A 25,882-nucleotide genomic window follows, 5' to 3' on the forward strand; every position below is an offset into this window, starting at 1 on the left:
CACACTCACCTCAGGCGAACTCGCAGGTCACGCTGGCTTCACCGTCAAGCGTCGCATGCACGCGCTTGAGGCTTTCACCGGTGGCCATGGCGTCGAGCAAGCGGTCGGCCACCAGCGGCAGTACGTGCTGGTCGAGCAAGTGGTCGATCAGGCGTGCACCGCTTTCGCTTTGGGTGCAGCGCTCGGACAGGTGATCGACGAGGTTCTGGCACCAGGTGAAGTCCAGCTGGCGACGGTTCAGACGCTCGCCCAGACGACCGAGCTTGATCTCGATCAGCTCGCGCAGCACCGGGCCGCCGACCGGGTAGTACGGCACCACTTTCATCCGCGCCAGCAGCGCCGGTTTGAAGTGTTTGCTGAGCACCGGGCGAATGGTTTCTTCCAGCACTTCGGCGGTCGGACGCGCGCCGTCTTCGCAGAGGTCGCTGATCTTGTCGCTGCCCAGGTTCGAGGTCATCAGGATCAAGGTATTGCGGAAGTCGATCTCGCGACCTTCGCCGTCGTTGGCCACGCCTTTGTCGAAGATTTGGTAGAACAGATTGAGCACGTCCGGGTCGGCCTTCTCGACTTCATCGAGCAGCACCACCGAGTACGGCTTCTGGCGTACGGCTTCGGTGAGCATGCCGCCCTCGCCGTAACCGACGTAGCCTGGCGGTGCACCGATCAGGCGGGAAACGGTGTGTTTCTCCTGGAACTCGGACATGTTGATGGTGGTGATGAAGCGGTCGCCGCCGTACAGCAGGTCGGCAAGTGCCAGAGCGGTTTCGGTCTTGCCGACGCCGCTCGGGCCGACCAGCAGGAACACGCCGACCGGTGCGTCAGGCTTGTTCAGGCCGGCAGCGGTGGCGCGCATCGAGCGGTCCAGTGCGTGCACGGCTTGTTCCTGGCCACGGATGCGGGTGCGCAGGTCGGTGGCGAAACTCGCCACCTTGGCGTTGTGTTCGCGGGCCAGTTGCGCCAGTGGCACGCCGGTCCAGGCGCTGATCACTTCGGCCACCAGACGCGGGCAGACTTCGAAGCTGACCAGACGCTCCTTGACCTGAGCGGCGGTCAGGGCGCTGTGGGTTTCGTTGAGTTGTGCTTCCAGCGCTTCGACGCTTTGGCCTTCTTCAACTTCAGCAGCAACGGTTTCGATCACCGTGCCTTCGGCGTCTTCTTCAACGGTGACCACCGGCTCGACCGCAGCGGCTTCACGGGCCTTGGCCAGTTGCTGACGCAGTTCCAGCAGACGCTCGGCCAGTTGTTTCTGCTCGGTCCACTGGGTTTCCAGTGCGACCCTTTCCGCTTCGGCTTCGTCCAGGCGCGCTTCCAGTGCCTCCAGCGCTTCGTGGTCGATCAACAGACCGGCTTCGGCATCGCGACGCAGGGCCTGACGCTGACGGCCACCTTCAGCCAGTTCGCCACGCAGGCGTTCCAGGCTTTCCGGGGCCGCAGCGAGGCTGATGCGAACACGGGCGCACGCGGTGTCGAGCACATCAACAGCCTTGTCCGGCAGTTGCCGACCGGCCAGGTAACGGGCGGACAGCTCGGCTGCGGAAACCACCGCGTCATCCCGCAGGTAGATGCCGTGGCTCTTCTCGTAGACCTGAGCCAGGCCACGCAGGATGGTCACGGCTTCGCTCACGGTCGGTTCGTGCAGTTGAACCGGTTGGAAACGACGGGCCAGCGCCGGGTCTTTCTCGAAGTATTTCTTGTACTCGGCCCAGGTGGTAGCGGCGATGGTGCGCAGTTCGCCACGAGCCAGTGCCGGCTTCAGCAGATTGGCCGCGTCGGAACCGCCGGCATTGCCGCCCGCGCCGATCAGGGTGTGGGCTTCGTCGATGAACAGGATGATCGGCTTCGGCGAGGCTTTGACCTCGTCGATCACGCCTTTCAGACGACGTTCGAATTCACCTTTGACGCTGGCGCCGGCCTGCAACAGGCCCATGTCCAGTGACAGCAGCTCGACGCCCTTGAGCACCTGAGGCACTTCACCGGCAGCGATGCGCGAGGCCAGGCCTTCGACGATGGCGGTTTTACCGACACCGGCTTCACCGACCACGATCGGGTTGTTCTTGCGGCGACGGGCGAGGATATCGACCATCTGGCGGATCGCGCCATCGCGGCACAGCACCGGGTCGAGTTTGCCGTCGCGGGCCTGTTGGGTCAGGTTGTGGGTGAAGCGCTCGAGCAGCGATTCGCCCTGGGCGGCCGGTTTGCCGTTGGCCGCTGCCTGAGGTTGTTGCGACAGGGCAAATTCCTTCAGGCGATCGATGTTCAGTTTGGCGAGCAACGGCTGGTAGCGGCTGCCGGCGTAACGCATCGGGTTGCGCAACAGCGCGAGGATCAGCGCCGCGTCTTCGACCGAGGTCTGGCCCAGCTCAAGGTTGGCCACCAGCAGCGCGTCTTGCAGCCACTGCACCAGTTCCGGAGCGAACACCGGGTTGCGCGAAGCGCTGTGCTCGACCCGCGATTGCAGGGCGGCGCTCAGTTCACCGGCATCAACGTCGGCATCCTGCAGCGCACGGGAGAGCAGACCGTTCGGGCGCTCCAGCAGGCCGAGCAGCAAGTCTTCGACCAGAATCTTGCTGCCGCCACGGGCCACGCAGCGCTCGGCCGAACGCTCCAGATCGCGACGGGTTTCGGCGTCCAGCGCCTGGATGAGTTGTTGCAGGTCTACGTTGATCATGGCTCACGTCCTTAATGAATTTTGCTGCCCAGGGTCACCACGCCGTCTGCTTTCTCGCAGCCCAGCCAACTGGTCCACCCCAGGCGACAGTCGTTCTTCTCGCCAATGCGCAGTTCGCGGATTTCTTCCGGGCGCAGCACCAGGCGAATGTCGTAATCGAGCGGGTCACGCAGGGTGAACCGCACCAGCGCGCAGAGCGGCTGGTAACCGAAACCGATGGGCAGGAATTCGTGGAAGCGTTCCCAGTCGAGTTCGGTGATGTGAATGCGGAATTTGCCGCTGCGATCGCGCACGCGTTCGCCCAGCACCAGGTCTTCACCCAGCACGCTGTTGGCGAAGCCGAGTCGGTTGCGCTGTTCTTCGAGGATTTCCACGCGGCGCTCGATGCATTGCTCGATGACCAGGTCTTCGTGCTTGAAGTAGTAACGCAGCACCGCTTCGATCAGCGCCGCCGAGTGCGCCCGCAAACTGAGCAGGCCGAGGTACGGCAGCAGGCGTTTCCAGTTCAGCTCCTTGGCCTTGCGGATCTCGTCGCCGCCGAGGCCGATCAGGGCGAACAGTTGCGAGGAGAACGGGTCGACCGCGCCGCTCTGGAAGCTCGCGCGGTAACGGTATTTGCGCCAGATCGGCAGCATCAGCCGTTGCAGGCGATGGTGGAACAGGTCGAGGAAGTTGCGCGTCGGGTTGCCGTCTTCGCTGTCGCCCAGGGCTTGCTCGCCGTAAAACGCCGGCAGCGGCGAACCGGAACCGACCAGGCCGATCAGGTTGAACCGCAGGCGCGCGCGCATCTGCCCGTGCTCTTCGAAAAACTCCACGCGATCGACATCGCTGCGCGGAAATCCAAGGCTCGGGTTGGCCTGGAATTCCAGCTGGTCGTACAGGTCGTCTTCGCTCAGGTACGGGTGCGCATCGCGCAGCCGGTCGATCACCAGCAGCACGGCCTGAAACAGCGAGTACTCGCGTATTACCTTCGTCAGCCCGCTTAAAGCAGGGGCTGCAGGCCCATACGTGGTGTCCATTGGTACACCTCTCCCTGTGTGCTTTTTACCCGCAGCTCATGGAATGAATTGAGACTGGCGTAAAGCGCGAAAAACTCGTTGAGAACCGAGGCGAAGACGAACAGGTCGCCCTCACCGATATACCCTTCCGGGTCGATGGTCAGTTCGGTGCGCAGACCGCGTACCGGCAAACCACGGTGCAAGCGGTCCACGTGGTGATGCTTGATGTGCTTGAGGCCGCCGAGCAGGCGTTTGCTGACCTTCTCCGCGTGCTGGTCGTAGTAGCGCGGCAGGTCGTAGGTTTCGAGAATCACCTTCAATGCATTGACGTCGGCCAGCGACAGATAGTTAAGCGACATGTTGCTGATCAGCTTCCACAGGAAGTCACGGTTCAGCGGCGGCGCGAAACTGGAAGTGGCCGGGGTGATGTTGCGGAAACTCAGGAACTCCGGGGTCTCTTCGCAGGCCATGCAGATCTGCCCGAGCTTGAGTTTGCGCGGCAGGTTCTGGTTGGTGCAGACCAGCTCGATCGACAGGGTTTCATGGGCTTCGGTGTGGCGGATACCGAAGCTAAGGTAGGTGTCGAGGCCGTCGTGCAGCAGCGACGAACGCTGACGGATGCTGTAATGCGGACGGCTGTTGGGCACGTCGAAACTCGGATCGTGCTCGAAGGATTCGAACGGCACGTACTCCTGATAACCGAGGCCGCCGGGTTTCCAGCCGGTCACGGTCTCCACCGAGAACACGCCGCAGTTTTCCAGATCGTATTCGGCCGGCAGCAGCAGGTATTCGTCCTGTTTGCCGTCGAGGCGGATCGGCAGTGCGTCGTGCTTGAACAGGTTGACGATCGGCGTGCAGAACAGCTTCACGTTATCCAGGGTCGGACGCATGCGCATGATGCCGCTCTTGCGGATGTCGAAGCGCAATTCCAGGCCGCGCATCTGCTTGAGCGTGTCTTCCGGCAGCGCCTTGAGAATGTCCAGGCCGTGGACATCGACGAACAGGAATTTGTCCTGGAAGGCGAAGTATTCCTGCAGGTAGCGATAGCCCCGGAAGGTGTTCAGCGGATACGGGATCAACGCTTCTTCTTCGGCAAAGCCCACTGGCTTGACCCGGTCGCCCGGAATCTTGAACGCCATCGGTTTGCCGCTCACGCCGTCGATCGGCTTGCCGGCGCCGTCGAGCGGGATCAGTTCGATGCCGTCGAGGTTGCGCAGCAGGCTCAGGTAGAGCATCTGGCTGATGTAGCGCTCGCCGGCAAAGTGCAGGCGCAGTTTGCTCAGCTCCAGCTCGCCGAGGTGGCCGTCGGCACTCATCTCCAGGCGCAGGCTGAGCAGCGAACCGTCGCCCTTCACCGAGTAGTTGAGCGCGGCCAGATCCAGTGCCATGACTTCGGTCGGGTAGCAGGTGCGGAAACGGCAACGCACGTCTTCGATCGGCACGCTCTCGATTGGCGTATCACGCTCGACCTTCAGCGCCGGCCCGGAACGCTTGAGCGGGTCGAACTGCAGAATGCTGAACGCCGGCAGCGGGCGCATGTAGTTCGGCCAGAGCAACTGCATCAGGGAATGGCTGAGCTCCGGCAACTCGTCATCGAGCTTCTGACGCAGCCGCCCGGTCAGAAACGCAAAGCCTTCCAGCAACCGCTCCACATCCGGATCCCGCCCGGCCTGCCCCAGGAACGGCGCCAACGCCGGACTACGCTCGGCGAAACGGCGGCCCAGTTGGCGCAGTGCGGTGAGTTCGCTTTGGTAGTAGTGGTTAAAGGACACGGGTTACCTGCCTGGTAGTGGAACTCATCAAAAAAATATCCTGTAGAGCGCGACTGCCAGCCCGGACACCACCTAGCCCACGATGAGCAAGGCAACGGCTCCTCGCACACGGTTCACAGACATTGCGAAAATCCATCGCCCTCATAATTATTGGTCCTTCGATTTTTCAGGTGTCATCGCCATGCTGGTGTGCAGATAAAGCTCTACACCATCAAACCCGACAATCCCGGCAGCACTTAGTGGATAGCCGTCTTTTGTGCCATAGCGAACCCAGCCTTCTGACCATATCTCGCCACTTTCGTGACGGACTTGCACGTAGTAGTCCGGGGCCTCGGCTTTGGCGATCTCGACAAATACGCCACCATCTTCAGCCCCCACCCAATGTGCGTTGGGGTGAGCGATCAACGTCGGCGGGTTAGATCGTTCCATTCGCAGCAATACTGCTAACAAAACCACAATCGCCAGAAGTCCAACGGAACTAAGGAAAGCAACAAGCAACTTAAGAGCTGGATGCGCTCTGTTGGTGCAATTGCACAAAACTCCCTCTTTCCCTAGCCCAGACATCAATTTTCCAGCACCTTGTAAGGCGTATTACTGATAAACAGATCAAGCCAATGTTTTCTCGGATTAGATAGCGCCAACGTGAATTCCTTGCTTCCCTTATCCAGCTCAATGAATACAACACCGACCGCCTCATCATCCTCATCGGCATTCATATCCAGTGAAACATCAGAAAAAAGAGGAGTTCGATAAGTACGAGCAGGGTTATTCAAATCCGTAAAGCGCAAGTACACCGAATCTCGTGGAGTCAAAAGCGAACTCGCCGGAATAGACTCTATAAGATATTGTCCGGACGGACTCTTTTTTGAGACATCAGGCGCACGACTCAAAATACCATTTACTACAAAAGCAACAGCGATTACCAAGCTAGCTAGCAGCGCTGCAAAATTTATAAAAAGCTTACGCCATGAGTTCATTTAGAAATGACCTCAATAGGAGCGACTGATACACTTTCGTACAAGATGTCCGAATAAACGCGAAAGTCTCCGCCTTTTTTATTTTGATCCCGATAGTCACGAAAATCGCTATTTTGAACAAGTATGTAATGCTTGCCTTCTAACTCTCTATAACGACGTACGGCTTCTTCTTTCTGCTGAGGCGATTGCTGCCCCGTGACCTGCTTGTACGTGGACTCAGCCATCACAGAATTCATTTCGGTAGCGAGCTTGGCGTTTGTTTTAAAACCGACAACGGGATCAGCAATCAATTTATCAAAGTTCCAATAGCCTAGAACCTGGCTAAAAAGAGCAATGCCATCATTAAAGTCGTAAGCATCTTCAATATAAAAACCAATTTTTGATGGCGTAAAAACAATGCTCTTACCTGTCACGACGACTGAGCCTTCGGCAATGACACGCAAATTGAAGTTAGCGAGCGCTGCTCGAAGCTCGTTTACGTCATCAGCCCCGGTCTGTTCGAACTCGACAACTTTATTATTGGAGTAACCAAACTTTTCAGCAGCACTTGCCACTCCATTAAAAGCCAGTGGATAACAGCCAGGAGCGCTATTGGAAAAAGCTTTGCGCAATCTCTGCTTTATTAGATCGGTCCCAAGCGGGCTATTCCAATTCGCCTTCAGTTGTTTGAATGCGGTATTTGCACGCTCAAACCCAAGGACCCAACTCATTTTTACTATGGACTCTTCGATGTACTCTGCCGGTGCAAAAGCTTCATGCCTTTTAACAGCATCATCCATCCCACCACTTTCGTTTGGCCACGGTTTGCCATTGAACCAATGGGCCATCAGATCCGCTGCAACAGGCCAGTTGAGTTTTCTCATCGTGTTCGGAATATCAGTAATCTTGAACTGACGTGCAGTAGCAGTCTGGCCGGACTTGTTACTCGCCGGAGTCATTGTCGTTGCTACTGTCGTTGCAGCCATCTTCACATCCCTCTGATATCACTTCACGTAAATTTCGCCAGTTTTAAAGTTCAACAACTAAGCGAGAACAACCCTACTCTGTGGCTCTATGATCAGCTCAACCGCTTCTGCAGTAGTGGAAAACACTTTTTGAGTTTTCCCGTCGGCACCTGTCACACCGTTTATGATTTTCCCCGAAGCTGTTTTAAGTGTGTATTCCACCCCAGCTAGCGGCTTGCCTGTCTCTTCGCAATTGATCACGAAGTGCTCGTTAAATGGCCATTTGAGTTCAACCGGCAACGGCGGCACAAACGGCGCCGGCGAATGTGAATTGCCGATAATCACCGTCCCGGAACCGGCAGTGACTTTGTTGCCGTGAGAGCCCACGGAATCCACAGTGACAGCAGACTTGCCATTGATTTTCACCGTCGTGGCCAAACCGCCGACCATCGCACCACCACACGCGGAGGCATCGCCTTCGCGGGCGGCCGCGAGGCCGTCGAAGAACACGTCGCCGGAACCGGCGGCGATCGGGTTGGTGCCGTGGCCGGGGAGCGGGCAAGCGGTGGGGTCGGATACGCGTGCTGCAGGTTTGCCAGACATCGGGGTTCTCCTTAGTTGACCTTCACTTGACCGCTGCCATCCAGGCGCGCGGAGAAACTGACCTGACGCTTGAACCCCTCGACTTCCAGCAGGCCTTCGATGCTGAAGGCCAGGCGGAGCTGATCGTGGTCACGCGGCAGGGAAATGACACGCACGTTGCTCAGGCGCGGCTCGTAGGCTTCGATGAAGCTTTCGATGGCCAGGCGGGCCTGACTCAGGGAGTCGTGCAGGCTCAGGCGCATGTCATTGAGATCGGGCAACCCGTAGTCGGACAGCGTTTGCACGCTGCCGGCCCGGGTGCTGAGCATTTTGGCCAGATGGGCAGCCACCGACGCCATGGCCGAAGCCTCGAGGCTCCTGCCCTTGCGTAGTTCCGCGTCGCCGTTGAGGCGTTCGAAAAGGCTGCCGTATCCGTCCATGAGTCGCTCTTACTCTTTGTCCAGCTTGCCAACCAGCGACAGGGTGAAATCGGCACCCATGTACTTGAAGTGCGGGCGCACGTTCAGGCTGACGCGGTACCAGCCCGGCTCGCCTTCAACGTCGCTGACGATCACTTGCGCAGCGCGCAGCGGACGACGGCCACGCACTTCGGCGCTCGGGTTTTCCTGGTCGGCCACGTACTGGCGGATCCACTTGTTCAGTTCCAGCTCGAGGTCGGTACGCTCTTTCCACGAACCGAGTTGCTCGCGCTGCAGCACTTTCAGGTAGTGAGCCAGGCGGTTGACGATCATCATGTACGGCAGTTGGGTGCCGAGCTTGTAGTTCAGCTCTGCAGCCTTGCCTTCTGCGCTGATGCCGAAGAACTTCGGCTTCTGCACTGAGCTGGCGGAGAAGAACGCCGCGTTGTCGGAGCCTTTACGCATGGTCAGGGAGATGAAGCCTTCCTCGGCCAGTTCGTATTCACGACGGTCGGAAACCAGAACTTCGGTAGGAATCTTGGTTTCGATTTCGCCCATGCTTTCGAAGTGGTGCAGAGGCAGGTCTTCAACGGCGCCGCCGCTCTGTGGGCCGATGATGTTCGGGCACCAGCGGAATTTGGCGAAGCTGTCGGTCAGCTTGGTGCCGAACGCGTAAGCGGTGTTGCCCCACAGGTAGTGCTCGTGGCTGTTGGCAACGTTTTCCTTGTACACGAACGATTTGACCGGGTTTTCTTCCGGGTCGTACGGGTTACGCAGCAGGAAACGCGGCACGGTCAGGCCAACGTAGCGGGAGTCTTCCGAGGTACGGAAGCTCTGCCATTTGGCGAATTGCGGGCCTTCGAAGTGATCTTTCAGATCCTTCAGGTCCGGCAGGCCGGTGAAGCTTTCCAGGCCGAAGAATTTCGGGCCGGCGGCGGCGATGAACGGCGCGTGGGACATGCAGGCTACGCTGGACACGTACTGCATCAGCTTCACGTCCGGCGAGCTTGGGGACATGTAGTAGTTGGCAATGATCGCGCCAACCGGCTGACCACCGAACTGGCCGTATTCAGCGGTGTAGATGTGCTTGTACAGGCCCGACTGCATGACTTCCGGCGAGTCTTCGAAATCGTCCAGCAGGTCTTCTTTGGAGACGTTGAGGATTTCGATCTTGATGTTTTCGCGGAAGTTGGTGCGGTCGACCAGCAGTTGCAGGCCACGCCACGACGATTCCAGGGCCTGGAAGTCCGGGTGGTGCAGGATTTCGTCCATCTGACGGCTGAGCTTGGCATCGATCTCGGCGATCATGCGGTCAACCATGGCTTTCTTGACCGGCTCACCGTTGTTCTGCGGCTTGAGCAGCTCTTCGATGAACGCCGACACACCGCGCTTGGCGATGTCGTAGGCTTCGTCGTCCGGCGTCAGGCGGGTTTCGGCGATGATGCTGTCGAGGATGCTGTATTCGCCGTTTTCTGCGGCGTTCTGTTGTGCTGCGCTAGTGCTCATTGTGTTGGCTTCCTTGGCTGCTGGAGTCTCAAGCGTCCGGAGCTGCGGCGTTCAGGCCCAGCTCACCGAGTACGCGACCGCGGGATTCATCGTCGGCGAGCACGCCTTCGATGGCTTTACGGAACGCAGGTGCGTTACCCAGCGGGCCTTTGAGGGCCACCAGCGCGTCGCGCAGTTCCATCAGTTTTTTCAGCTCAGGCACTTGCTCGACCAGGCTGGCCGGGTTGAAGTCCTTCATGGAGTTGACGCGCAGTTGCACAGCCAGCTCGTCGGCCTCGCCATCTTCCTGCAGACGGTTCGGCACGCTCAGCGTCAGACCCAGCTCTTGCTTGGCCAGCACTTCGTCGAAGGTCATCTTGTCGATGCTGATCGGCTTGCGATCCTCGATCTTGCGATCGTCCTTGCGGTGGGTGTAGTCACCGATTGCCAGCAGCTTCAGCGGCAGTTCAATCTCTTCCTGAGCACCGCCGGTGGCGGGTTTGAAGGTGACGTTGATGCGTTCCTTGGGGGCTACCGAGCCTTCTTTGGCCATGGCTTTTCTCCTTGCGGTTGTGGCCCTGGGGCCTATTCGAGTACCACTTCGAGGTCGAGGTGGCACAGCCTGCGATAAATCTCTTCCTTGCGTTCACGTACGGCATGGTTCTGCGGTAACAACTCGCAGCAACTGTGCAGCAGGTGCAGCACTTCCAATGCAAGATCGGGCTCCCAGGCGTGCAGGCCTGAGTCCTGTAATGTCTGATCGAGGGTTTCGAGCTGGTTCTTGGCCAGTTCGTACTTCTTGGCCAGGAAGCACAACCGCGCGAGGGCGAACTGCCAGAAGAAGCGTTCGCGGCCGCCGTGCGCCGATTGCAGGCCCTGCTTGAGGATCTGAACTGCGGGCTTGAGGCCTTCCTTGCGCAGGATCGGCTGGACTTCTTCGAGGGCCTTTTCCCAGGCCGGCTGGGTTTCGGCGTTCTCGGTCTCGACCTTGCGCGGTGCGCTGGCGCTTTGCAGGTGCGGCATGACGTTGCCGGCGATCCACGCCCGGGTGGACGGATCGGCGAACGGCGCGCCGTCATGGAAACGCAGCTCGATGATGCCGGGCAGGCGTTGAATCAAAAGCGCGAAGTGGATTTCCACTTCGCGCATGGCCAGCTCGGCGTTGAGGTTCTGGAGACATTCCCAGACCATCCTCTGGCCATCGAACCAGAACGGCGCCTTCGCCAGGCTCGCCTCCAGTTCCACCAGCAGGTCGGCGTATTTGCCCTGATCGAAACGGTCCTGATACTGCTTGAGCTTGTCCACCGGCAACCCGCGCAGCACGGTGATCTGCTCGGCGTTGCGCTCGGGCACCGCGTCGATCGTCATCCACAGCAAGGTGCGGTTGAGGCGCAGGGCGCGCAGGTCGGTGGCTTTCTGCTTGAGCCACCAGGCGCACAACGGGCGGGCGCTTTCCTGCTGGGCGCGCAGGGCCTTGTGGGCTTCTTTCTCGTTGTCGATCGGCGCGCCGGGCGCCAGCAACTGGCTGGCGGCCTGCTTGACCTGCGCCACCGCCGCCCCCACCACACCGGGTGCCGGCTGGTTGTCGGCGGCGCGCTGGATCATGGTTTTCAGGCGGCGGGAGAGCGGCAGCAGCAGCGGCGCATCATCGCCCAGATGCTCGGTGCAGGCGGCGTCGAGACCGGACAGATGCTCGGACAACTGCCGGAACATCGGCAGCTGTTCCTTGATCGCGATATTTTCGGTGATCACCTGCTCAAGACGCGGCACCAGCCAGCCGATGGCGGCGGCCCGGGTGCGGGGTTTGAGCGGGTGAATCTCGGCCCAGTGGTTTTCCGACAAATGGTGCAGAAAACCGAGGCCGGCCAGCAGGCCGGGGAAGGATTCACGCTGGTACAGCGACCAGGTCAGCCAGGCGCCGACACGCAAATCCTTGGATTGGGTACGCAGGAGGTTTTCGCTGTTTTCGCGAATTTTCAGCCAGTCAATCTGCCCGCTTTCGTGCATCGACGAGGCTTTGGCCAGCTCGCTTTCCAGGGCCTCGAATTCGCTCGAGAAACGAACGTCTTCGCCCGCAAAATTCTCTTTGGAAACAGAGACTTTAGCGAGTTCGAGGTAATGGGCGGAAAGTTTGCTTGAGTAGGACATCCATGGCCTTTATCAGGATTACGGTCGTGCGCCTATTGGAGTTGCAGCGGCGCGGGACAGTATCGAAGAGCAGTCGGAAGACTCATCCAATTGAGTGTTTGCTCTTTCAAGTGCGCGCATCGTAATCACTATGATGGCCACTAGCAAGCATCTGATTAAACAACAAGACGAACTGTTCATTGGGCGCTGTAGGAGATCGCCCTATATGTGACAGGGGTTTCCCTGATGTCCCTTTATATTTCACTTTTAAGCCTATCCCTTCCGAAAGCATTGGACCAGAGCGGCCGGCGCGCGGCATCGAGAACATCTGCACGCTCGTTCCACAAGTAAGCGGCGAAAGCATGACAAACCCCGAAAAAATTTGAAGTAGGACGCTTCCGAAAATACACCGCCATTTATTAACAAATGACTGGCGACAACAGACAACATTAAAAGTGCCATCAATTTGATGGCATTTATATGTTTAATAGTCCTGGATCCTTGCCTGCATAAGACTATTACGCAGGATTCCAATCATTCGCCGTCACTTTCTCACAGCCATTTCCCACAATTTCTACGTTGTTTTACAACCCGGAAAGCTCCGACTTAAACAAGCGATCCTTCTTACATAAATCTGTTTAACGCCTTGTTAGCGTGCCGGCCAATGTTCGCGTGCGCTGACCAGGGAGGGTTTCGACATCACGCCGTCTTCCCCTCTCTGCTTAAGGACAAGCGTATGCCTGGAGCTGTCAGTTCTGCGCACTTTGCGCTGCAGATTCCTGCCGTTCGCAACGATTTCAAGGTGCTGGCCTTCGAAGGCACCGAGACCATCAGCACCCTTTACTCCCTCCACATCGAACTGGTCAGTGAAGACCCCGACTTCGATATGGAAGGCTTGCTCAGTCAGCCTGCCTTCCTGCAGTTCGGCCTCAACGGCGAAGGTATTCACGGGCGCATCGAAGATGTGTTGGCGGGTGAGTCGGAAAAACGCCTGACCCGCTATCGCCTGACACTGGTGCCGAGCCTCCACTATTTGCAGTTCAGTCACGATCAACGGATTTACCAGGAGCAGACTGTCCCGCAGATCATCACGCAAACGCTCAAACGACATGGCATCCTCGCCGATGCGTTCACCTTTCATGTCCAGCCCCTCGCGGCACGGGAGTACTGCACCCAATACGGCGAAAGTGATTTCGAGTTCATTCAGCGCTTGTGTGCCGAGGAGGGCATCGCCTGGCATCACCAGCACTCCGCGCAAGGCCATTTGCTGGTGTTCACCGATGACGCGGTGTTCCTCCCGACTTTGCGCGCCACACCCTATCGCCGGGATAGCGGGATGGTCCCGGAATATACGGTGGTCAGCAGGTTTTCCTTGCGCGCCGCCGCTCGGACAAGCCGGGTCACGCGACGCGACAATGACCTGAGGCGACCGACGCTTTTACTCGAAAGCCGCTTCAGCGCCGGATTCACGCCGACGCTTGAGGACTACCGATACCCGCTGCTGCTGGAGAACGAAAAGCGTGGCAAGCAGCTGGCCCGTCAGGCCCTGGAACGCCATCGCGCCGACTATGAAATGGCCGAGGGTCAAAGCAACCAACCGACCCTGCGCTGTGGCCATCTGCTTGAACTGACCGAACACCCTCGCCAGAAATACAACGGTCTGTGGCTGCTGCTCGGTGTCACCCACACCGGACGGCAGCCGCAAGTTCTGGAGGAGTCGGCCAGCAGCGAAACTCAATCGGCGGACGGTTTTACCCAAGGCTATCGCAACACCTTCCGCGCGATTCCTGCCGAAGTAGTGTTCCGCCCGCCACTGCCCGCACGCCGGTCACCGCTGGTCAGCCAGACCGCTCGAGTAACCGGCCCCAAAGGGGAAGAGATCTACTGCGATGAGTTCGGCCGCGTAAAAGTCGAATTCCACTGGGACCGCGCCGAATTCAACAGTGAGCGCAGCAGTTGCTGGGTGCGGGTGGCGTCGAGCTGGGCCGGTAACGGTTTCGGTGCCGTCATCCTCCCCCGCATCGGGATGGAAGTGGTGGTGACCTTCGAGGAAGGTGATCCCGACAAGCCGCTGATTACCGGCTGCGTGATCAACAAGATAACCCCCGCGCCGTACAAGCTTCCCGAGCACAAGACCCGAACCGTGCTGCGCAGTCGCAGCTCGCCTGACACGGGTGGCTACAACGAACTGACGCTTGAAGATCGCGCCGGTCAGGAACTGGTTTACCTGCGCGCCCAGCGCGACATGGAGCGGCAGGTTCTCCATGACAGCCGGCTGGCGGTCGGGCGTGATCGTTGGGAAAGCATTCAGGGCAGCAGCCAGACGACGGCCGGAAAAATCATCACCGTCGAGGCGGGCCAGCAGGTGCAGATCAAGGCCGGCGCCAGCGTGGTGCTGGATGCCGGCGCCAGCATCACGCTGAAGGCGGGCGGTCACCACATCGTGATCGACAGCGGCGGGATCTTCAGCAGTACCGAGATGGTGGCGAGTGGAAAGACGTCCACCAGCGGAGCCGTTGATCATCCAGAAGCCGCGATGGCGGGGGCATTGGCCGCAGGACCAGCAACTGCTTCCACTCAAGCAGCGGAGGAAGGAGAACTCGAAGAAGAGGAGGAAGAGGTCGAACTGGAAGACGAGTTACCTGCTGGCATCACCTTGCGGATCGGCGTGTTTTTCGATGGGACGGGGAACAACAAGGCCAACAGCGAAACGGTCGCGGCTTGCTATGCGCCAGATGCCAATCTGGCTGAGGCAGCCGAAGAGATTCAGAAGCACTGCGCCACTTATGGCTATGACGGAAATGGCAACTCGCCGGATAACAGTTATGGAAACGATGTGAGCAACATTGTGCGGTTGCATGAACTGTATACGGACCATGCCTTCGAGGTATTAGCGGAGAACACGAAACAGGCCTCCCTGCGCGTATACATCGAAGGCATCGGTACAACCGCTGATGGAGGCGATTCACTTTACGCACAGGCAACCGGCCGAGGCGAAACCGGTGTCCTGGCTCGTGTGGAGCAGAGCCCTGAAAAAATCATGGACCAAATGCGAACACTGATTAAAAAAAACCCCAATGCGCTAATAGAAAGAATCGAGTTCGATATTTTCGGTTTCAGTCGCGGCGCCGCCGCTGCACGGCACTTCGCGAACGAGGTACTCAAGGGCAAGCGCAGCATTCTCGCAAAGGCGCTGCCAGCGGGCTCTCCGTTCTTGGTCAGTGGCTTTGACTGGGATCCACAATCCAGTATAGGCATCAACTTCATTGGTCTGTTTGATACCGTCGCGGCAATCGCCAATCCATGGTTGCTCGACTTCACTGGCGCCAACAGCAGAAATCCGGGACTGAACTTGAAGCTGCCGGAGGGTTGCGCCAACAAAGTGGTGCACCTGGTGGCGCGTGATGAACATCGCGAGAACTTTGCCCTTAACAGCCTGGGTGAGATCGATCTGGTTTTGCCCGGCGTCCACTCGGATCTGGGAGGTGGTTATCTGCCCAGAGCCAGGGAGAAACTTCTGTTGAGCAGTCCGATTACCAGCACCATCAGCCAAAGCAAGGAAGCGACCCGCAGCGCAGCCTATGTCGCTGCCGAAAAGGAGGCGTTTGCCTGGTATACGAAAGGCGTCATCGAAGATGACGCTCCAGGCAATCAACTGCGGGTTGCACTCTGGGAAACCCCTGTCATTCAACGATTGGAAAGGGGCCGATCCACACCGGATCCCCAGAAGCGGGTTTATGCTGCGGCCATGATTGAGCGCCCGGTACACGGTGAGTTGTCGCTGGTGTATCTACGCATCATGCATGAGCTTGCGGTGAGAGTCAGTGTACCGCTCAAGTTGATTCCCGACAGGCCAGAGCTAAATTTGCCCGTAGAGTTAATACCCATTCACAAAAAACTCCAGGCTTACGCCTTGGGCGAGTCATCTGTTGAAGGACTGACTATCAAAGAACGGGCTCTGTTACGCAGTCGCTATATCCATCTTTCTGCGCATTGGAACGCAGCCAAAGATTTCAACAACAGCGACATGAGCATTGTTTTCATAAACCGACCGACAAAAGACAAACAACGAGTGGTGCACCCCCATGAATAAATCCACTCGGCCCATCAAAAAAAACACAGGTTTCATCTTCGGATTGCTGTTGTTGCTCTGCACTCCAAGCAATGCACAGCCGATCACCAAACAGCCCTGGTATCTTGGCTTCGGTGCACCCGCCTACATGGAGGTCTGGATTGAAACGGCCGACGTGGTGGATATCCGCGAACGTGTATTCAAACGCGCCGGCGCCGGGATTGCCTCGGTGAACACCCCCGCCGACAACAAGGGCAAGCCCGCAGGATGGCCTGACAGCCCCGGCAGCGGCGCCGGACGTGACGTCACCGGTGCCGATCTTCCCCGCTTGATCTATGTGCGATGGCAATCATTGGCAGAGCCTCAAACCTACGAGGCCTACATTGTTATTCCCGAGTCCGCGCGGGAAATCATGCGCAAACCGGAAAAGGCTTTTTGCAGACTGGATGGCAAATGGATCACAGACTACCGCGACCGCATAGGTATTGGCTTGGCTCCCGGCGGCATTGCCAAGGTCTGGCTGGGAGCGCCTTGTCTCAAGTCTGTCGAGATAACTCGGGTTGAAGGGAGCATCGTCAAGCAGGGGCCGTATCAAGGGAAAAATGGAGGACGCTACGCGCTACCTCTTTCACCCGAGTCCAAAACCTACATCGAAAAATACGGCATTCCCTTCGGGAGCTGGTAAGGCATCACATCCCCTTCAGTCACCTGCCAATCTGCAATCACTGAACAAAGGGATCCATAAGTAACGTTAGGGAGGGTTAAACCATCATGAGCGGCAGACACAATAAACGATCAATATCAGGGTTTGGATGCGCTTTGGTTGTCATGCTAACGCTCACAACCAGCACCTCTGCTCGTGCTGAGGGCTGCATCGGATTTGGATGCCTATTGAACGGTGGCCCCTTGGAGTTCTCGATGCTGACCGGGATCGGGTTGCTATTCACAACGGTTGGACCGTTCATTTCAACTTCAGACGCCAGTTCGGACGGCCCCTCGAAACATTACACCCAAGCCTTGATAGACGATGCAGCTGCGCATCTGGCGACGGAGGGCGAATACGAAAGTCCCATTCTCGAGTCCGAGTGGCGTAAATACCTGAAATCTTATGGACACCAGCCAAGCAAGAACGAGTTCGCCAGAATGGTGCTGGCCACCTACGGGTAACCGGCTAGACGAATCCCATAACGATCCACCAAGACCAGCTCGGCTCGCCATCAGCCAAAAAAATGGGCATCCGACCGCAATCGGTATGCCCATTTTTTATTACGGTGTTCCCCCGCTGTTCAGGGAGTGCGCCGCGATTATGGATTAACGCTGTCTTTCAACGATTTGCCTGGCTTGAACGCAACGGTGTTGCTGGCCTTGATCTTCACCGGTTCACCGGTCTGCGGGTTTTTGCCGGTGCGGGCACCGCGGTGGCGTTGCAGGAAGGTGCCGAAGCCCACCAGCGTGACGCTGTCCTTGCGGTGCAGGGCGCCGGTGATTTCTTCGAGAACGGCGTTGAGAACGCGGTTGGCCTGCTCTTTGGTCAGATCCGCTTTTTCAGCGATTGCAGCGGCGAGTTCTGGTTTACGCATTAGTGAAGCCCCTTTGACGGTTTTTTGTTGTTATGTCCGTGCTGTTCTCGTTGGAACAGCGCCCAAGGCGCCGCAGGCTCTACTCTGCGGCAGACGGGAGTGAGGATGGCACGCGGTTAAGGGCGGCGCCAGTCTCCCCGCGACGTTTGTGGGGGCAAAAGCGGGGTGATTCCGACAGAACGACCGGTATTTACGCCAGCAAGGCCGGAAGCTGTTTGTTCAGCGCAAGTTTTTCCATCACCGTCGTGCCGGTCAGGGCATAACCGAGCAGTTGCCCTTCGGCGTCATGACACAGCACCTTGACGTCGGCGCCCTGCCCTTCGACCGTCCAGACGCCTTCGCGGCCCCGTGGCGGCGGGGAAACCACCAGTGGGCAAACCGGGGTTTTCACGGTGATCGGCATCGGTCCGTAGTTCACCACGGTCGGGTTGCCGGCCAGGGTCTGTGCCAGCGCTCGCGCACAACTCATGAGGGGCATGACGTACAGAAGATTCAGCCCGTCGACCTCGGCGCAGTCGCCCAAAGCGTAAATGTTGGCGTGCGAGGTTTGCAGATGACGGTCGACCACCACGCCGCGATTGGTCTGGATGCCGGCGGCCGCCGCCAGATCGATCCGCGGGCGCAGGCCGATGGCCGAGACCACCACATCGCACGGGACAACCTGACCGTCGGACAGGTGCGCTTCCAGCCCATCAGCGACTTTTTGCAGGCGGGTCAGCACCGGGCCGAGGTGGAAACGTGCACCGAGGCTTTCCAGCCCGGCCTGCACCGCAGCCGCCGCAGCGGGATGCAGCAGGGTCGGCATCACCTGCTCGCACGGTGCAACCAGTTGCACCTCGTAGCCACCCAGAATCAGGTCGTTGGCGAACTCGCAGCCGATCAGCCCGGCACCGAGCAACAGCACCCGACGCTTGCCGGCGGCCGCCGCGCGAAAGCGCGCGTAGTCTTCGAGATCGTTGATCGGGAACACCAGATCCCCGCCGTCGCCTTCGATCGGCACACGCACGGTTTCCGCGCCCCAGGCGAGGATCAAGTCGCGATAGCTCACCGCTTCCTCACCGATCCACAGCCGCTTGTGGCCCGGATCGATGCCGCTGATGCGGGTATGGGTGCGGATCTCGGCCTTCAACTGCTCGGCCATCGCGCCCGGCTCGGCCATGCTCAAGCCGTCGGCGTCCTTGTGCTTGCCGAAGCCGGTTGAAAGCATCGGCTTGGAGTAGGAGCGACCGTCATCGGCGGTAATCAGCAGCAACGGGGTTTCGCCATCGAGTTTGCGAAACTCGCGGGCCAGGTTGTAACCCGCAAGCCCGGTGCCAATGATGACGACAGGTGCGCTCATGCCCTACTCCTCAGTGTTTTCTCAGTTGATTTCGATCATTTCGAAGTCCATCTTGCCGACGCCGCAGTCCGGGCACAGCCAGTCTTCCGGCACGTCCTGCCACAGGGTGCCCGGCGCAATGCCGTCATCCGGCCAGCCGTCGGCTTCGTTGTAGATCAGGCCGCAGACCACACATTGCCACTTTTTCATTCAGGTACTTCCTCAGGGTTCAGGCTTTAGCCGGCGCGGACGGTCGATGGTGCAGCGTTGCCGTCCGGCTCAGGGCGTTTTGTACTGATCGAACCGGGCAGATGCAAGCCTGTTCGGCGCAGCGGCGTCCCGGATCAATCAAACTCTCGGTTCAGCATGGTAAGCTCGCCGCCTCATTTGCTGCCAATAATGACTCATTGTGCAACACACAAACGCTCCGCTGTGGCGCCCGCAAAGCGAACTGACACCCCTCCCCGACACATCCACGCTGGACTGGCTGTTCGATGAAGGCTCCCTGACCCGCCGGCTGACGCGCCTGTCCGATGACGGCTTCAGCGTGACGCCGCTTTTCGAAGGCTGGCAGACCCTGCGCGACGACGAATGCGCCGCGCTGGACCTGGCCGAAGGCAGCGAGGGCTGGGTGCGCGAGGTGTATCTGCGCGGGCATGGCGAGGCCTGGGTGTTCGCCCGCAGCGTGGCGTCGCGCAGTGCCTTGCAGGGCGACGGCTTGCACATGGATGAACTGGGCAGCCGCTCGCTGGGCGAACTGCTGTTTTGCGATCACGCCTTCCAGCGCCGCGCCATCGAAGTCTGCCATTACCCGGAACACTGGTTGCCGGAAGGCTCCCGGGCTGCCGGCCTGTGGGGACGGCGCTCGCGTTTCGACCGTGGCGCCTTGAGCGTCCTGGTGGCGGAGATTTTCCTGCCTGCGCTGTGGGAAGCTGTCCGCGCCCGTCCGGAGAACTGCTGATGTACCAAAGCCTGCTCAAATCCCTGAATCGCTTGAACCCGCGCGCCTGGGACTTCATCCAGCTGACGCGGATGGACAAGCCGATCGGCATTTACCTGCTGCTGTGGCCGACGCTCTGGGCCCTGTGGATTGCCGGTAAAGGCTCGCCATCGCTGGCCAATATCGTGATTTTCGTCCTCGGCGTGATCCTGACCCGCGCTGGGGGTTGCGTGATCAATGACTGGGCCGACCGCAAGGTCGACGGCCACGTCAAACGCACTGCGCAGCGACCCATTGCTGCCGGCAGGATCAGCTCGAAAGAAGCGCTGGTGTTCTTCGCGCTGTTGATGGGCGTGAGTTTCCTGCTGGTGCTGTGCACCAACGCCGCGACCATCTGGCTGTCGCTGGGCGGTCTGGCGCTGGCGTTCACTTATCCGTTCATGAAGCGCTACACCTACTACCCGCAAGTGGTGCTGGGCGCGGCGTTTTCCTGGGGCATGCCGATGGCGTTCACCGCCGAAACCGGTGAGCTGCCGGCCACCGCCTGGCTGCTGTGGATCGCCAATCTGCTGTGGACGGTGGGCTACGACACTTATTACGCGATGACCGACCGCGACGATGACCTGAAGATCGGCGTGAAATCCACGGCGATCCTGTTCGGCGATGCAGACCGGGTGATCATCCTGACCTTGCAGGCGCTGTCGCTGGGCTGTCTGGTGCTGGCGGGGTCGAAATTCGAGCTGGGAATCTGGTTCCACCTCGGCCTGCTGGTAGCCGCCGGGTGCTACGCCTGGGAATTCTGGTACACCCGCGACCGGGACCGGATGCGGTGCTTCAAGGCGTTCCTGCACAACCACTGGGCCGGGCTGGCGATTTTCGTCGGGATCGTGCTGGATTACGCGTTACGCTGAAGTGCACGACCTGTGGGAGCAGGCCCGCTCCCACAGGGAATTTGCGTTTACTTGTGCTCGTGAACCACGTGCCACACATCCTTCATCTTGTCACCGGTCATATCGCCCGGCTTGGCGTCTTTCACGAAGGTGTACAGCGGCTTGCCGTCGTAGGCGTACTGCATCATGCCGTCATCGCGTTTGATGACTGTCCATTTACCTTCAGCCTTGGCATCTGCCGGCGCCATCAACGGCGGCCAGTTCTTGGCGCAATCGCCGTTGCACATCGACTTGCCGCCACTGTCCTTGTCGAACGTGTAAAGCGTCATGCCCTTGTGGTCGACCATCATTCCGTCTTTCATCATGGCCGGCTCGGCCGCCATCGCCAGTCCAGGCAGAGTCAGGGCGGCAGCCATCAGCAAAGCCTTAAAGGAAGCAGTCATTTGAGTCATGGAAACCTTCTCTTGTGGTTGTCAGGATTCGGACTTAGAGCTTAGTTCAGGATTCGCACAATCGCCGCCGGACTAAAATACTGTCACACGACTGCAATAATTCCGTTATCTAATGCGGCGCAAGACAGTTAAATGACAAGAGGATTAAGGCATGGTTGGCAGGAGCATTCTGATCGTCGACGACGAAGCGCCCATTCGCGAAATGATCGCCGTTGCGTTGGAAATGGCCGGCTATGACTGCCTCGAGGCAGAGAACTCGCAGCAGGCCCACGCCATCATCGTCGACCGCAAGCCGGACCTGATCCTGCTCGACTGGATGCTGCCCGGCACTTCCGGCATCGAGCTGGCCCGCCGCCTCAAGCGTGACGAGCTGACCGGGGACATCCCGATCATCATGCTCACTGCCAAGGGCGAAGAGGACAACAAGATCCAGGGCCTGGAAGTCGGCGCCGACGACTACATCACCAAACCGTTTTCCCCCCGCGAACTGGTGGCACGCCTCAAGGCCGTGCTGCGTCGCGCCGGCCCGACCGATGGCGAAGCGCCGATCGAAGTCGGCGGCCTGCTGCTCGACCCGATCAGCCACCGCGTGACCATCGACGGCAAACCTGCCGAGATGGGCCCGACCGAATACCGTCTGCTGCAATTCTTCATGACCCACCAGGAGCGCGCCTACACCCGTGGCCAGTTGCTGGATCAGGTCTGGGGCGGCAACGTCTATGTTGAAGAGCGCACCGTCGACGTGCACATCCGGCGCCTGCGCAAGGCCCTCGGCGATGCCTACGAAAATCTGGTACAAACCGTGCGCGGCACCGGCTACCGATTCTCCACCAAAGCCTGAGCCGAGCGTCAGCCCCGTAGACAAGGACCGCATTTTCCGTGAACCAAAACTGGCATGGCACCCTGATTCGCCACATGCTGTTGCTGGTCACCGGCTGCCTGGTGATCGGCCTGATCACCGGCTACTACGGCTGGAGTCTGGCGGCGGGCCTGGGCCTGTACCTGGCCTGGACGCTCAAGCAACTGCTGCGCCTGCACGAATGGCTGCGCCTGCACCAACCCGATGAAGCACCGCCCGACGGCTACGGCCTGTGGGGCGAGGTGTTCGACAGCATCTACCACCTGCAACGCCGCGACCAACGAGTGCGCGGACGCCTGCAAGCGGTGATCGACCGCGTTCAGGAGTCCACCGCCGCGCTGAAAGACGCGGTGATCATGCTCGACAGCGACGGCAACCTGGAATGGTGGAACCGCGCCGCCGAAACCCTGCTCGGCCTCAAGACCCCGCAGGACAGCGGCCAGCCGGTGACCAACCTCGTCCGGCATCCGCGTTTCAAGGAATACTTCGAGCAGGAAAGCTACGCCGAACCGCTGGAAATCCCCTCACCGACCAATGATCGCGTACGCATCCAGCTGTACCTCACGCGCTACGGCAACAACGAACACTTGATGCTGGTGCGCGACGTCACGCGCATCCATCAGCTGGAACAGATGCGCAAGGACTTCATCGCCAACGTCTCCCACGAGCTGCGCACCCCGCTGACGGTGATCTGCGGCTACCTGGAAACCCTGCTCGACAACGTCGAGGAAGTGAACCCGCGCTGGAGCCGCGCCCTGCAGCAGATGCAGCAACAGGGCGGGCGTATGCAAACCCTGCTCAACGACCTGCTGTTGCTGGCCAAGCTGGAAGCCACCGATTACCCGTCGGACAACCAGCCCGTGCACATCGACACCCTGCTGCAGTCGATCAAGAGCGATGCGCAGCAGTTGTCCGGCTCGAAGAATCAGCGCATCACCCTGGAAGCCGACACCCGCATCCTGCTCAAGGGCAGCGAGGCGGAACTGCGCAGTGCGTTTTCCAATCTGGTGTTCAACGCCGTCAAATACACCCCGGCCGAGGGCAATATCCGCATCCGCTGGTGGGGCGACGATCAGGGCGCGCACCTGAGCGTGCAGGATTCCGGGATCGGCATCGACAGCAAACACCTGCCGCGCCTGACCGAACGCTTCTACCGCGTCGACTCCAGCCGCAACTCCAACACCGGCGGCACGGGCCTGGGCCTGGCCATCGTCAAACACGTACTGCTGCGCCATCGCGCCCGGATGGAAATCAGCAGCGTGCCCGGTCACGGCAGCACCTTCACCTGCCATTTCGCCCCGGCCCAGGTCGCTCAGGCACGGGTCATCAGCGCCGCTGAGTAATGCCGGACTAGGCAATCGCCAGGTCAGCCGCTACATTGGCTGACTTGCGCCTGCCTTTCAGGTGCGGATTTTTCTTTCTTTCGAATCACACGGAACCCGCAAAACTCCATCATGGACCCTTCCCCTGGCTTGTCCCTCGCAACAATATTCGCCGATTTCGGCATGATTCTTTTCGCTCTGATCCTGGTTCTGCTCAACGGCTTCTTCGTTGCGGCGGAATTCGCCATGGTCAAACTGCGCTCGACCCGGGTCGAAGCCATCGCTGAGCAGCACGGCTGGCGCGGGCACATCCTGCGCACGGTGCACAGTCAGCTCGATGCTTACCTCTCGGCGTGCCAGCTCGGTATCACTCTCGCCTCCCTCGGCCTGGGCTGGGTCGGTGAGCCGGCGTTCGCGCACATTCTCGAGCCGCTGCTGAGCGCGGTCGGCGTGCAGTCGGCGGAAGTCGTCAAAGGCATCTCGTTCTTCACTGCGTTCTTCATCATTTCGTACCTGCACATCGTGGTCGGCGAGCTCGCACCCAAATCCTGGGCGATCCGCAAACCCGAGCTGCTGTCGCTGTGGACGGCGGTGCCGCTGTACCTGTTCTACTGGGCCATGTACCCGGCGATCTACCTGCTCAACGCCAGCGCCAACACCATCCTGCGCATTGCGGGTCAAGGTGAGCCCGGCCCGCATCACGAGCACCATTACAGCCGCGAAGAACTGAAACTGATCCTGCACTCCAGCCGTGGCCAGGACCCGAGCGACCAGGGCATGCGCGTGCTGGCCTCGGCGGTGGAAATGGGCGAACTGGAAGTGGTCGACTGGGCCAACTCCCGGGAAGACCTGATCACCCTCGAGTTCAACGCCCCGCTGAAAGAAATCCTGGCGATGTTCCGTCGCCACAAGTTCAGCCGTTATCCGGTATACGACAGCGAGCGCAAGGAATTCGTCGGCCTGCTGCACATCAAGGATCTGCTGCTGGAGCTGGCGGCGCTGGATCACATTCCCGAGTCGTTCAACCTCGCCGAACTGACCCGCCCACTGGAGCGCGTGTCGCGGCACATGCCGCTGTCGCAGCTGCTGGAGCAGTTCCGCAAGGGCGGCTCGCACTTCGCTGTGGTCGAAGAGGCCGACGGCAACATCATCGGCTACCTGACCATGGAAGACGTGCTGGAAGTGCTGGTCGGCGACATCCAGGATGAGCACCGCAAGGCCGAGCGCGGCATCCTCGCCTACCAGCCGGGCAAGTTGCTGGTGCGGGGCGATACGCCGCTGTTCAAGGTCGAGCGCCTGCTGGGGATCGACCTGGATCACATCGAAGCCGAAACCCTCGCCGGGCTGATCTACGAAACCCTGAAACGGGTGCCGGAAGAGGAAGAAGTGCTGGAGGTCGAAGGCCTGCGGATCATCATCAAGAAGATGAAAGGTCCGAAGATCATTCTGGCCAAGGTGCTGATGCTCGACTGACGGGGTTTACTGCTTGCCCAGCGCAAAGTTGGGCAACGCCCCCAGCGGCTGGTTGAACTGATACGGAATCGACACCAGCCCCATCCCGGTATTGCGCTGCACCACGAAGTGCAAGTGCGGGCCGCTGCTGTTGCCGGTGTTGCCGGACAGCGCCAGCGGACTGCCCACCGCCACTCGCTGCCCCTCGCGCACACTCACCGACCCTTGCTTGAGATGCAGGTACACGCCCATCGTGCCGTCGTCGTGCAGGATCCGAACGAAGTTGCCGGACGGATCGGTGCCGCGTCCGTTCTGGGAATTCTCGGTCTTCACCACTACGCCGGCCCGCGCCGCAATGATCGGCGTGCCGACCGGCATGGCAATGTCCATCGCGTATTTGTTCTTCGGCCCGAAGTGGCTGTAATCACCATTGGCGCCCTGACTCAGGCGAAATGGCCCGCCACGCCATGGAAACGGATAGCGATAGCCCTGAGCCGCGCCAGCCGGGTCGCCGAGGGAATACTGGAACATCGGCGTGTACACCAGCGGTTTGCCACCGGATACCGGCGTCAGCAACGCCAGCCGCGTATTGCTGCGCGCCGGCAGCACCCGGCGAATCGTTTGCGCCGGTGCGCCGCGCACGTTGCTCATCCCGGTAAACGCCAGGGCAACCTCGACCGGCGCATACAGGTCGTTGCGCACGAACACCACGTCCGCGCCCTTCTGTTTCTTGATGTCGAGATAGACCTGGCGCTCGAGGCGCTCGACCATCCGATCCTGAAACACGAACACCTGGGAGCCTTTGCTCGGACGGTCGCTGTACGAAACCACTCCGTTGGCATCGGTGGACTTGTAGATCGTCATGGCCACCGTCGAGGTGGAGGCCATGAACAGACCACAGAAAAACAGCAGGCGCAGGGGCATGGGCAAAAGTTCTGTCGAGTAAGGCCTGGGAATGAGCCTAGCAGCTGAAGCAGACCAGGCTAGTCGACAGATGTTTCAAATTGGGCAGTGCGAGAGATGGG

At 59.6% G+C, this 25,882-nt stretch carries 24 protein-coding genes; 8 read left to right on the top strand and 16 right to left on the bottom strand.

The features are described from left to right. Nucleotides 1-10 precede the first annotated feature (10 nt). From tssH to tssA, 11 genes are all read right to left on the bottom strand, one after another. Complete coding sequence (gene tssH, locus L6D74_RS02445; RefSeq protein WP_085612407.1) at nt 11-2,668, bottom strand: type VI secretion system ATPase TssH; 2,658 nt, start codon at nt 2,666-2,668, stop codon at nt 11-13. An 11-nt stretch (nt 2,669-2,679) separates the two neighbouring features. Next, entirely contained in the window at nt 2,680-3,687 is a 1,008-nt protein-coding gene (tssG, locus tag L6D74_RS02450) for a type VI secretion system baseplate subunit TssG (RefSeq protein ID WP_039765146.1), read from the bottom strand. After that, on the bottom strand, nt 3,651-5,438 hold the full coding sequence (tssF, locus tag L6D74_RS02455) for a type VI secretion system baseplate subunit TssF (RefSeq protein WP_011336593.1): 1,788 nt from the start codon (nt 5,436-5,438) through the stop codon (nt 3,651-3,653). Before tssF ends, tssG begins: the two co-directional genes overlap by 37 nt. A 147-nt stretch (nt 5,439-5,585) precedes the next feature. Next, nucleotides 5,586-5,867 carry a hypothetical protein gene (locus L6D74_RS02460; RefSeq protein ID WP_236187594.1) on the bottom strand — a complete coding sequence of 94 codons (282 nt, stop codon included), beginning with the start codon at nt 5,865-5,867 and terminating at the stop codon, nt 5,586-5,588. Nucleotides 5,868-6,001: 134 nt separating this feature from the next. After that, nucleotides 6,002-6,415 carry a hypothetical protein gene (locus L6D74_RS02465; protein ID WP_143491788.1) on the bottom strand — a complete coding sequence of 138 codons (414 nt, stop codon included), beginning with the start codon at nt 6,413-6,415 and terminating at the stop codon, nt 6,002-6,004. Next, on the bottom strand, nt 6,412-7,380 hold the full coding sequence (locus L6D74_RS02470) for a DUF6402 family protein (protein ID WP_085647086.1): 969 nt from the start codon (nt 7,378-7,380) through the stop codon (nt 6,412-6,414). Before L6D74_RS02470 ends, L6D74_RS02465 begins: the two co-directional genes overlap by 4 nt. A gap of 57 nt (nt 7,381-7,437) precedes the next feature. Beyond that, a complete protein-coding gene (locus tag L6D74_RS02475; RefSeq protein WP_085667339.1) occupies nt 7,438-7,962 on the bottom strand; it encodes a PAAR domain-containing protein in 525 nt (174 codons plus the stop codon). A gap of 11 nt (nt 7,963-7,973) precedes the next feature. Further along, nucleotides 7,974-8,381 carry a type VI secretion system baseplate subunit TssE gene (gene tssE, locus L6D74_RS02480; RefSeq protein WP_039765135.1) on the bottom strand — a complete coding sequence of 136 codons (408 nt, stop codon included), beginning with the start codon at nt 8,379-8,381 and terminating at the stop codon, nt 7,974-7,976. A gap of 9 nt (nt 8,382-8,390) precedes the next feature. Next, nucleotides 8,391-9,866 (bottom strand): type VI secretion system contractile sheath large subunit, encoded by a 1,476-nt coding sequence (gene tssC, locus L6D74_RS02485; RefSeq protein ID WP_011336600.1) that lies wholly within the window; start codon nt 9,864-9,866, stop codon nt 8,391-8,393. 28 nt (nt 9,867-9,894) lie between these two features. Continuing rightward, nucleotides 9,895-10,398: a type VI secretion system contractile sheath small subunit gene (gene tssB, locus L6D74_RS02490; protein WP_003229587.1), complete on the bottom strand. Its 504-nt coding sequence runs from the start codon at nt 10,396-10,398 to the stop codon at nt 9,895-9,897. 32 nt (nt 10,399-10,430) lie between these two features. Beyond that, nucleotides 10,431-11,993: a type VI secretion system protein TssA gene (gene tssA, locus L6D74_RS02495; RefSeq protein ID WP_039765132.1), complete on the bottom strand. Its 1,563-nt coding sequence runs from the start codon at nt 11,991-11,993 to the stop codon at nt 10,431-10,433. A 715-nt stretch (nt 11,994-12,708) separates the two neighbouring features. Between tssA and tssI the strand changes: the two genes are divergently transcribed. From tssI to L6D74_RS02510, 3 genes are all read left to right on the top strand, one after another. Beyond that, nucleotides 12,709-16,065, top strand: a complete 3,357-nt coding sequence (gene tssI / locus L6D74_RS02500; protein ID WP_236187595.1) for a type VI secretion system tip protein TssI/VgrG — start codon at nt 12,709-12,711, stop codon at nt 16,063-16,065. Further along, nucleotides 16,058-16,729 carry a DUF2931 family protein gene (locus L6D74_RS02505; RefSeq protein WP_236187596.1) on the top strand — a complete coding sequence of 224 codons (672 nt, stop codon included), beginning with the start codon at nt 16,058-16,060 and terminating at the stop codon, nt 16,727-16,729. The genes tssI and L6D74_RS02505 overlap by 8 nt, the downstream gene beginning before the upstream one ends. Before the next feature lie 233 nt (nt 16,730-16,962). After that, the gene (locus tag L6D74_RS02510) at nt 16,963-17,211 is read left to right on the top strand and encodes a hypothetical protein (RefSeq protein ID WP_236187597.1); all 249 of its coding nucleotides are present in this window, start codon (nt 16,963-16,965) and stop codon (nt 17,209-17,211) included. Nucleotides 17,212-17,348: 137 nt separating this feature from the next. Here the strand turns inward: L6D74_RS02510 and L6D74_RS02515 are convergent, their stop codons facing one another. From L6D74_RS02515 to L6D74_RS02525, 3 genes are all read right to left on the bottom strand, one after another. Further along, complete coding sequence (locus tag L6D74_RS02515; protein WP_003213368.1) at nt 17,349-17,624, bottom strand: HU family DNA-binding protein; 276 nt, start codon at nt 17,622-17,624, stop codon at nt 17,349-17,351. A 190-nt stretch (nt 17,625-17,814) separates the two neighbouring features. After that, on the bottom strand, nt 17,815-18,963 hold the full coding sequence (locus L6D74_RS02520) for an NAD(P)/FAD-dependent oxidoreductase (RefSeq protein ID WP_236187598.1): 1,149 nt from the start codon (nt 18,961-18,963) through the stop codon (nt 17,815-17,817). Between the two features lie 21 nt (nt 18,964-18,984). Continuing rightward, nucleotides 18,985-19,152: a rubredoxin gene (locus tag L6D74_RS02525; RefSeq protein WP_007954349.1), complete on the bottom strand. Its 168-nt coding sequence runs from the start codon at nt 19,150-19,152 to the stop codon at nt 18,985-18,987. Between the two features lie 199 nt (nt 19,153-19,351). Between L6D74_RS02525 and L6D74_RS02530 the strand changes: the two genes are divergently transcribed. Further along, entirely contained in the window at nt 19,352-19,903 is a 552-nt protein-coding gene (locus L6D74_RS02530; protein WP_085647090.1) for a chorismate--pyruvate lyase family protein, read from the top strand. Beyond that, complete coding sequence (gene ubiA / locus L6D74_RS02535; protein ID WP_064600491.1) at nt 19,903-20,793, top strand: 4-hydroxybenzoate octaprenyltransferase; 891 nt, start codon at nt 19,903-19,905, stop codon at nt 20,791-20,793. The genes L6D74_RS02530 and ubiA overlap by 1 nt, the downstream gene beginning before the upstream one ends. 47 nt (nt 20,794-20,840) lie before the next feature. On the opposite strand, the gene L6D74_RS02540 is transcribed toward ubiA, so the two are convergent. After that, nucleotides 20,841-21,224, bottom strand: a complete 384-nt coding sequence (locus L6D74_RS02540; RefSeq protein ID WP_007954346.1) for a COG4315 family predicted lipoprotein — start codon at nt 21,222-21,224, stop codon at nt 20,841-20,843. A gap of 151 nt (nt 21,225-21,375) precedes the next feature. On the opposite strand from L6D74_RS02540, the gene phoB reads away from it, so the two are divergent. The 3 genes from phoB (at nt 21,376) to L6D74_RS02555 (ending at nt 24,878) form a co-directional block, all read left to right on the top strand. Next, the gene (gene phoB, locus L6D74_RS02545; protein WP_007896474.1) at nt 21,376-22,065 is read left to right on the top strand and encodes a phosphate regulon transcriptional regulator PhoB; all 690 of its coding nucleotides are present in this window, start codon (nt 21,376-21,378) and stop codon (nt 22,063-22,065) included. Nucleotides 22,066-22,139: 74 nt separating this feature from the next. Beyond that, a complete protein-coding gene (phoR, locus tag L6D74_RS02550) occupies nt 22,140-23,426 on the top strand; it encodes a phosphate regulon sensor histidine kinase PhoR (protein ID WP_236187695.1) in 1,287 nt (428 codons plus the stop codon). 111 nt (nt 23,427-23,537) lie between these two features. Beyond that, nucleotides 23,538-24,878, top strand: coding sequence for a hemolysin family protein (locus L6D74_RS02555; RefSeq protein WP_007954342.1), 1,341 nt, complete (start codon nt 23,538-23,540; stop codon nt 24,876-24,878). Between the two features lie 6 nt (nt 24,879-24,884). Here the strand turns inward: L6D74_RS02555 and L6D74_RS02560 are convergent, their stop codons facing one another. Continuing rightward, nucleotides 24,885-25,781 (bottom strand): peptidoglycan DD-metalloendopeptidase family protein, encoded by an 897-nt coding sequence (locus L6D74_RS02560; RefSeq protein ID WP_064600495.1) that lies wholly within the window; start codon nt 25,779-25,781, stop codon nt 24,885-24,887. Nucleotides 25,782-25,882: the final 101 nt, after the last annotated feature.

The organism is Pseudomonas pharyngis, assembly GCF_021602345.1.
GTDB lineage: Bacteria > Pseudomonadota > Gammaproteobacteria > Pseudomonadales > Pseudomonadaceae > Aquipseudomonas > Aquipseudomonas pharyngis.

Bases quoted from the DNA above. Each gene is read 5' to 3' on its own strand.
- tssC (WP_011336600.1), bottom strand. From the start codon at position 9,866: ATGAGCACTAGCGCAGCACAACAGAACGCCGCAGAAAACGGCGAATAC.
- L6D74_RS02555 (WP_007954342.1), top strand. From the start codon at position 23,538: ATGGACCCTTCCCCTGGCTTGTCCCTCGCAACAATATTCGCCGATTTC.
- L6D74_RS02520 (WP_236187598.1), bottom strand. From the start codon at position 18,963: ATGAGCGCACCTGTCGTCATCATTGGCACCGGGCTTGCGGGTTACAAC.
- L6D74_RS02475 (WP_085667339.1), bottom strand. From the start codon at position 7,962: ATGTCTGGCAAACCTGCAGCACGCGTATCCGACCCCACCGCTTGCCCG.
- L6D74_RS02505 (WP_236187596.1), top strand. From the start codon at position 16,058: ATGAATAAATCCACTCGGCCCATCAAAAAAAACACAGGTTTCATCTTC.
- tssA (WP_039765132.1), bottom strand. From the start codon at position 11,993: ATGTCCTACTCAAGCAAACTTTCCGCCCATTACCTCGAACTCGCTAAA.
- L6D74_RS02560 (WP_064600495.1), bottom strand. From the start codon at position 25,781: ATGCCCCTGCGCCTGCTGTTTTTCTGTGGTCTGTTCATGGCCTCCACC.
- tssG (WP_039765146.1), bottom strand. From the start codon at position 3,687: ATGGACACCACGTATGGGCCTGCAGCCCCTGCTTTAAGCGGGCTGACG.
- L6D74_RS02525 (WP_007954349.1), bottom strand. From the start codon at position 19,152: ATGAAAAAGTGGCAATGTGTGGTCTGCGGCCTGATCTACAACGAAGCC.
- L6D74_RS02540 (WP_007954346.1), bottom strand. From the start codon at position 21,224: ATGACTCAAATGACTGCTTCCTTTAAGGCTTTGCTGATGGCTGCCGCC.
- tssB (WP_003229587.1), bottom strand. From the start codon at position 10,398: ATGGCCAAAGAAGGCTCGGTAGCCCCCAAGGAACGCATCAACGTCACC.
- L6D74_RS02465 (WP_143491788.1), bottom strand. From the start codon at position 6,415: ATGAACTCATGGCGTAAGCTTTTTATAAATTTTGCAGCGCTGCTAGCT.
- ubiA (WP_064600491.1), top strand. From the start codon at position 19,903: ATGTACCAAAGCCTGCTCAAATCCCTGAATCGCTTGAACCCGCGCGCC.
- L6D74_RS02515 (WP_003213368.1), bottom strand. From the start codon at position 17,624: ATGCGTAAACCAGAACTCGCCGCTGCAATCGCTGAAAAAGCGGATCTG.
- L6D74_RS02460 (WP_236187594.1), bottom strand. From the start codon at position 5,867: ATGGAACGATCTAACCCGCCGACGTTGATCGCTCACCCCAACGCACAT.
- phoR (WP_236187695.1), top strand. From the start codon at position 22,140: ATGCTGTTGCTGGTCACCGGCTGCCTGGTGATCGGCCTGATCACCGGC.
- L6D74_RS02470 (WP_085647086.1), bottom strand. From the start codon at position 7,380: ATGGCTGCAACGACAGTAGCAACGACAATGACTCCGGCGAGTAACAAG.
- L6D74_RS02510 (WP_236187597.1), top strand. From the start codon at position 16,963: ATGCTGACCGGGATCGGGTTGCTATTCACAACGGTTGGACCGTTCATT.
- tssI (WP_236187595.1), top strand. From the start codon at position 12,709: ATGCCTGGAGCTGTCAGTTCTGCGCACTTTGCGCTGCAGATTCCTGCC.
- tssE (WP_039765135.1), bottom strand. From the start codon at position 8,381: ATGGACGGATACGGCAGCCTTTTCGAACGCCTCAACGGCGACGCGGAA.
- phoB (WP_007896474.1), top strand. From the start codon at position 21,376: ATGGTTGGCAGGAGCATTCTGATCGTCGACGACGAAGCGCCCATTCGC.
- tssH (WP_085612407.1), bottom strand. From the start codon at position 2,668: ATGATCAACGTAGACCTGCAACAACTCATCCAGGCGCTGGACGCCGAA.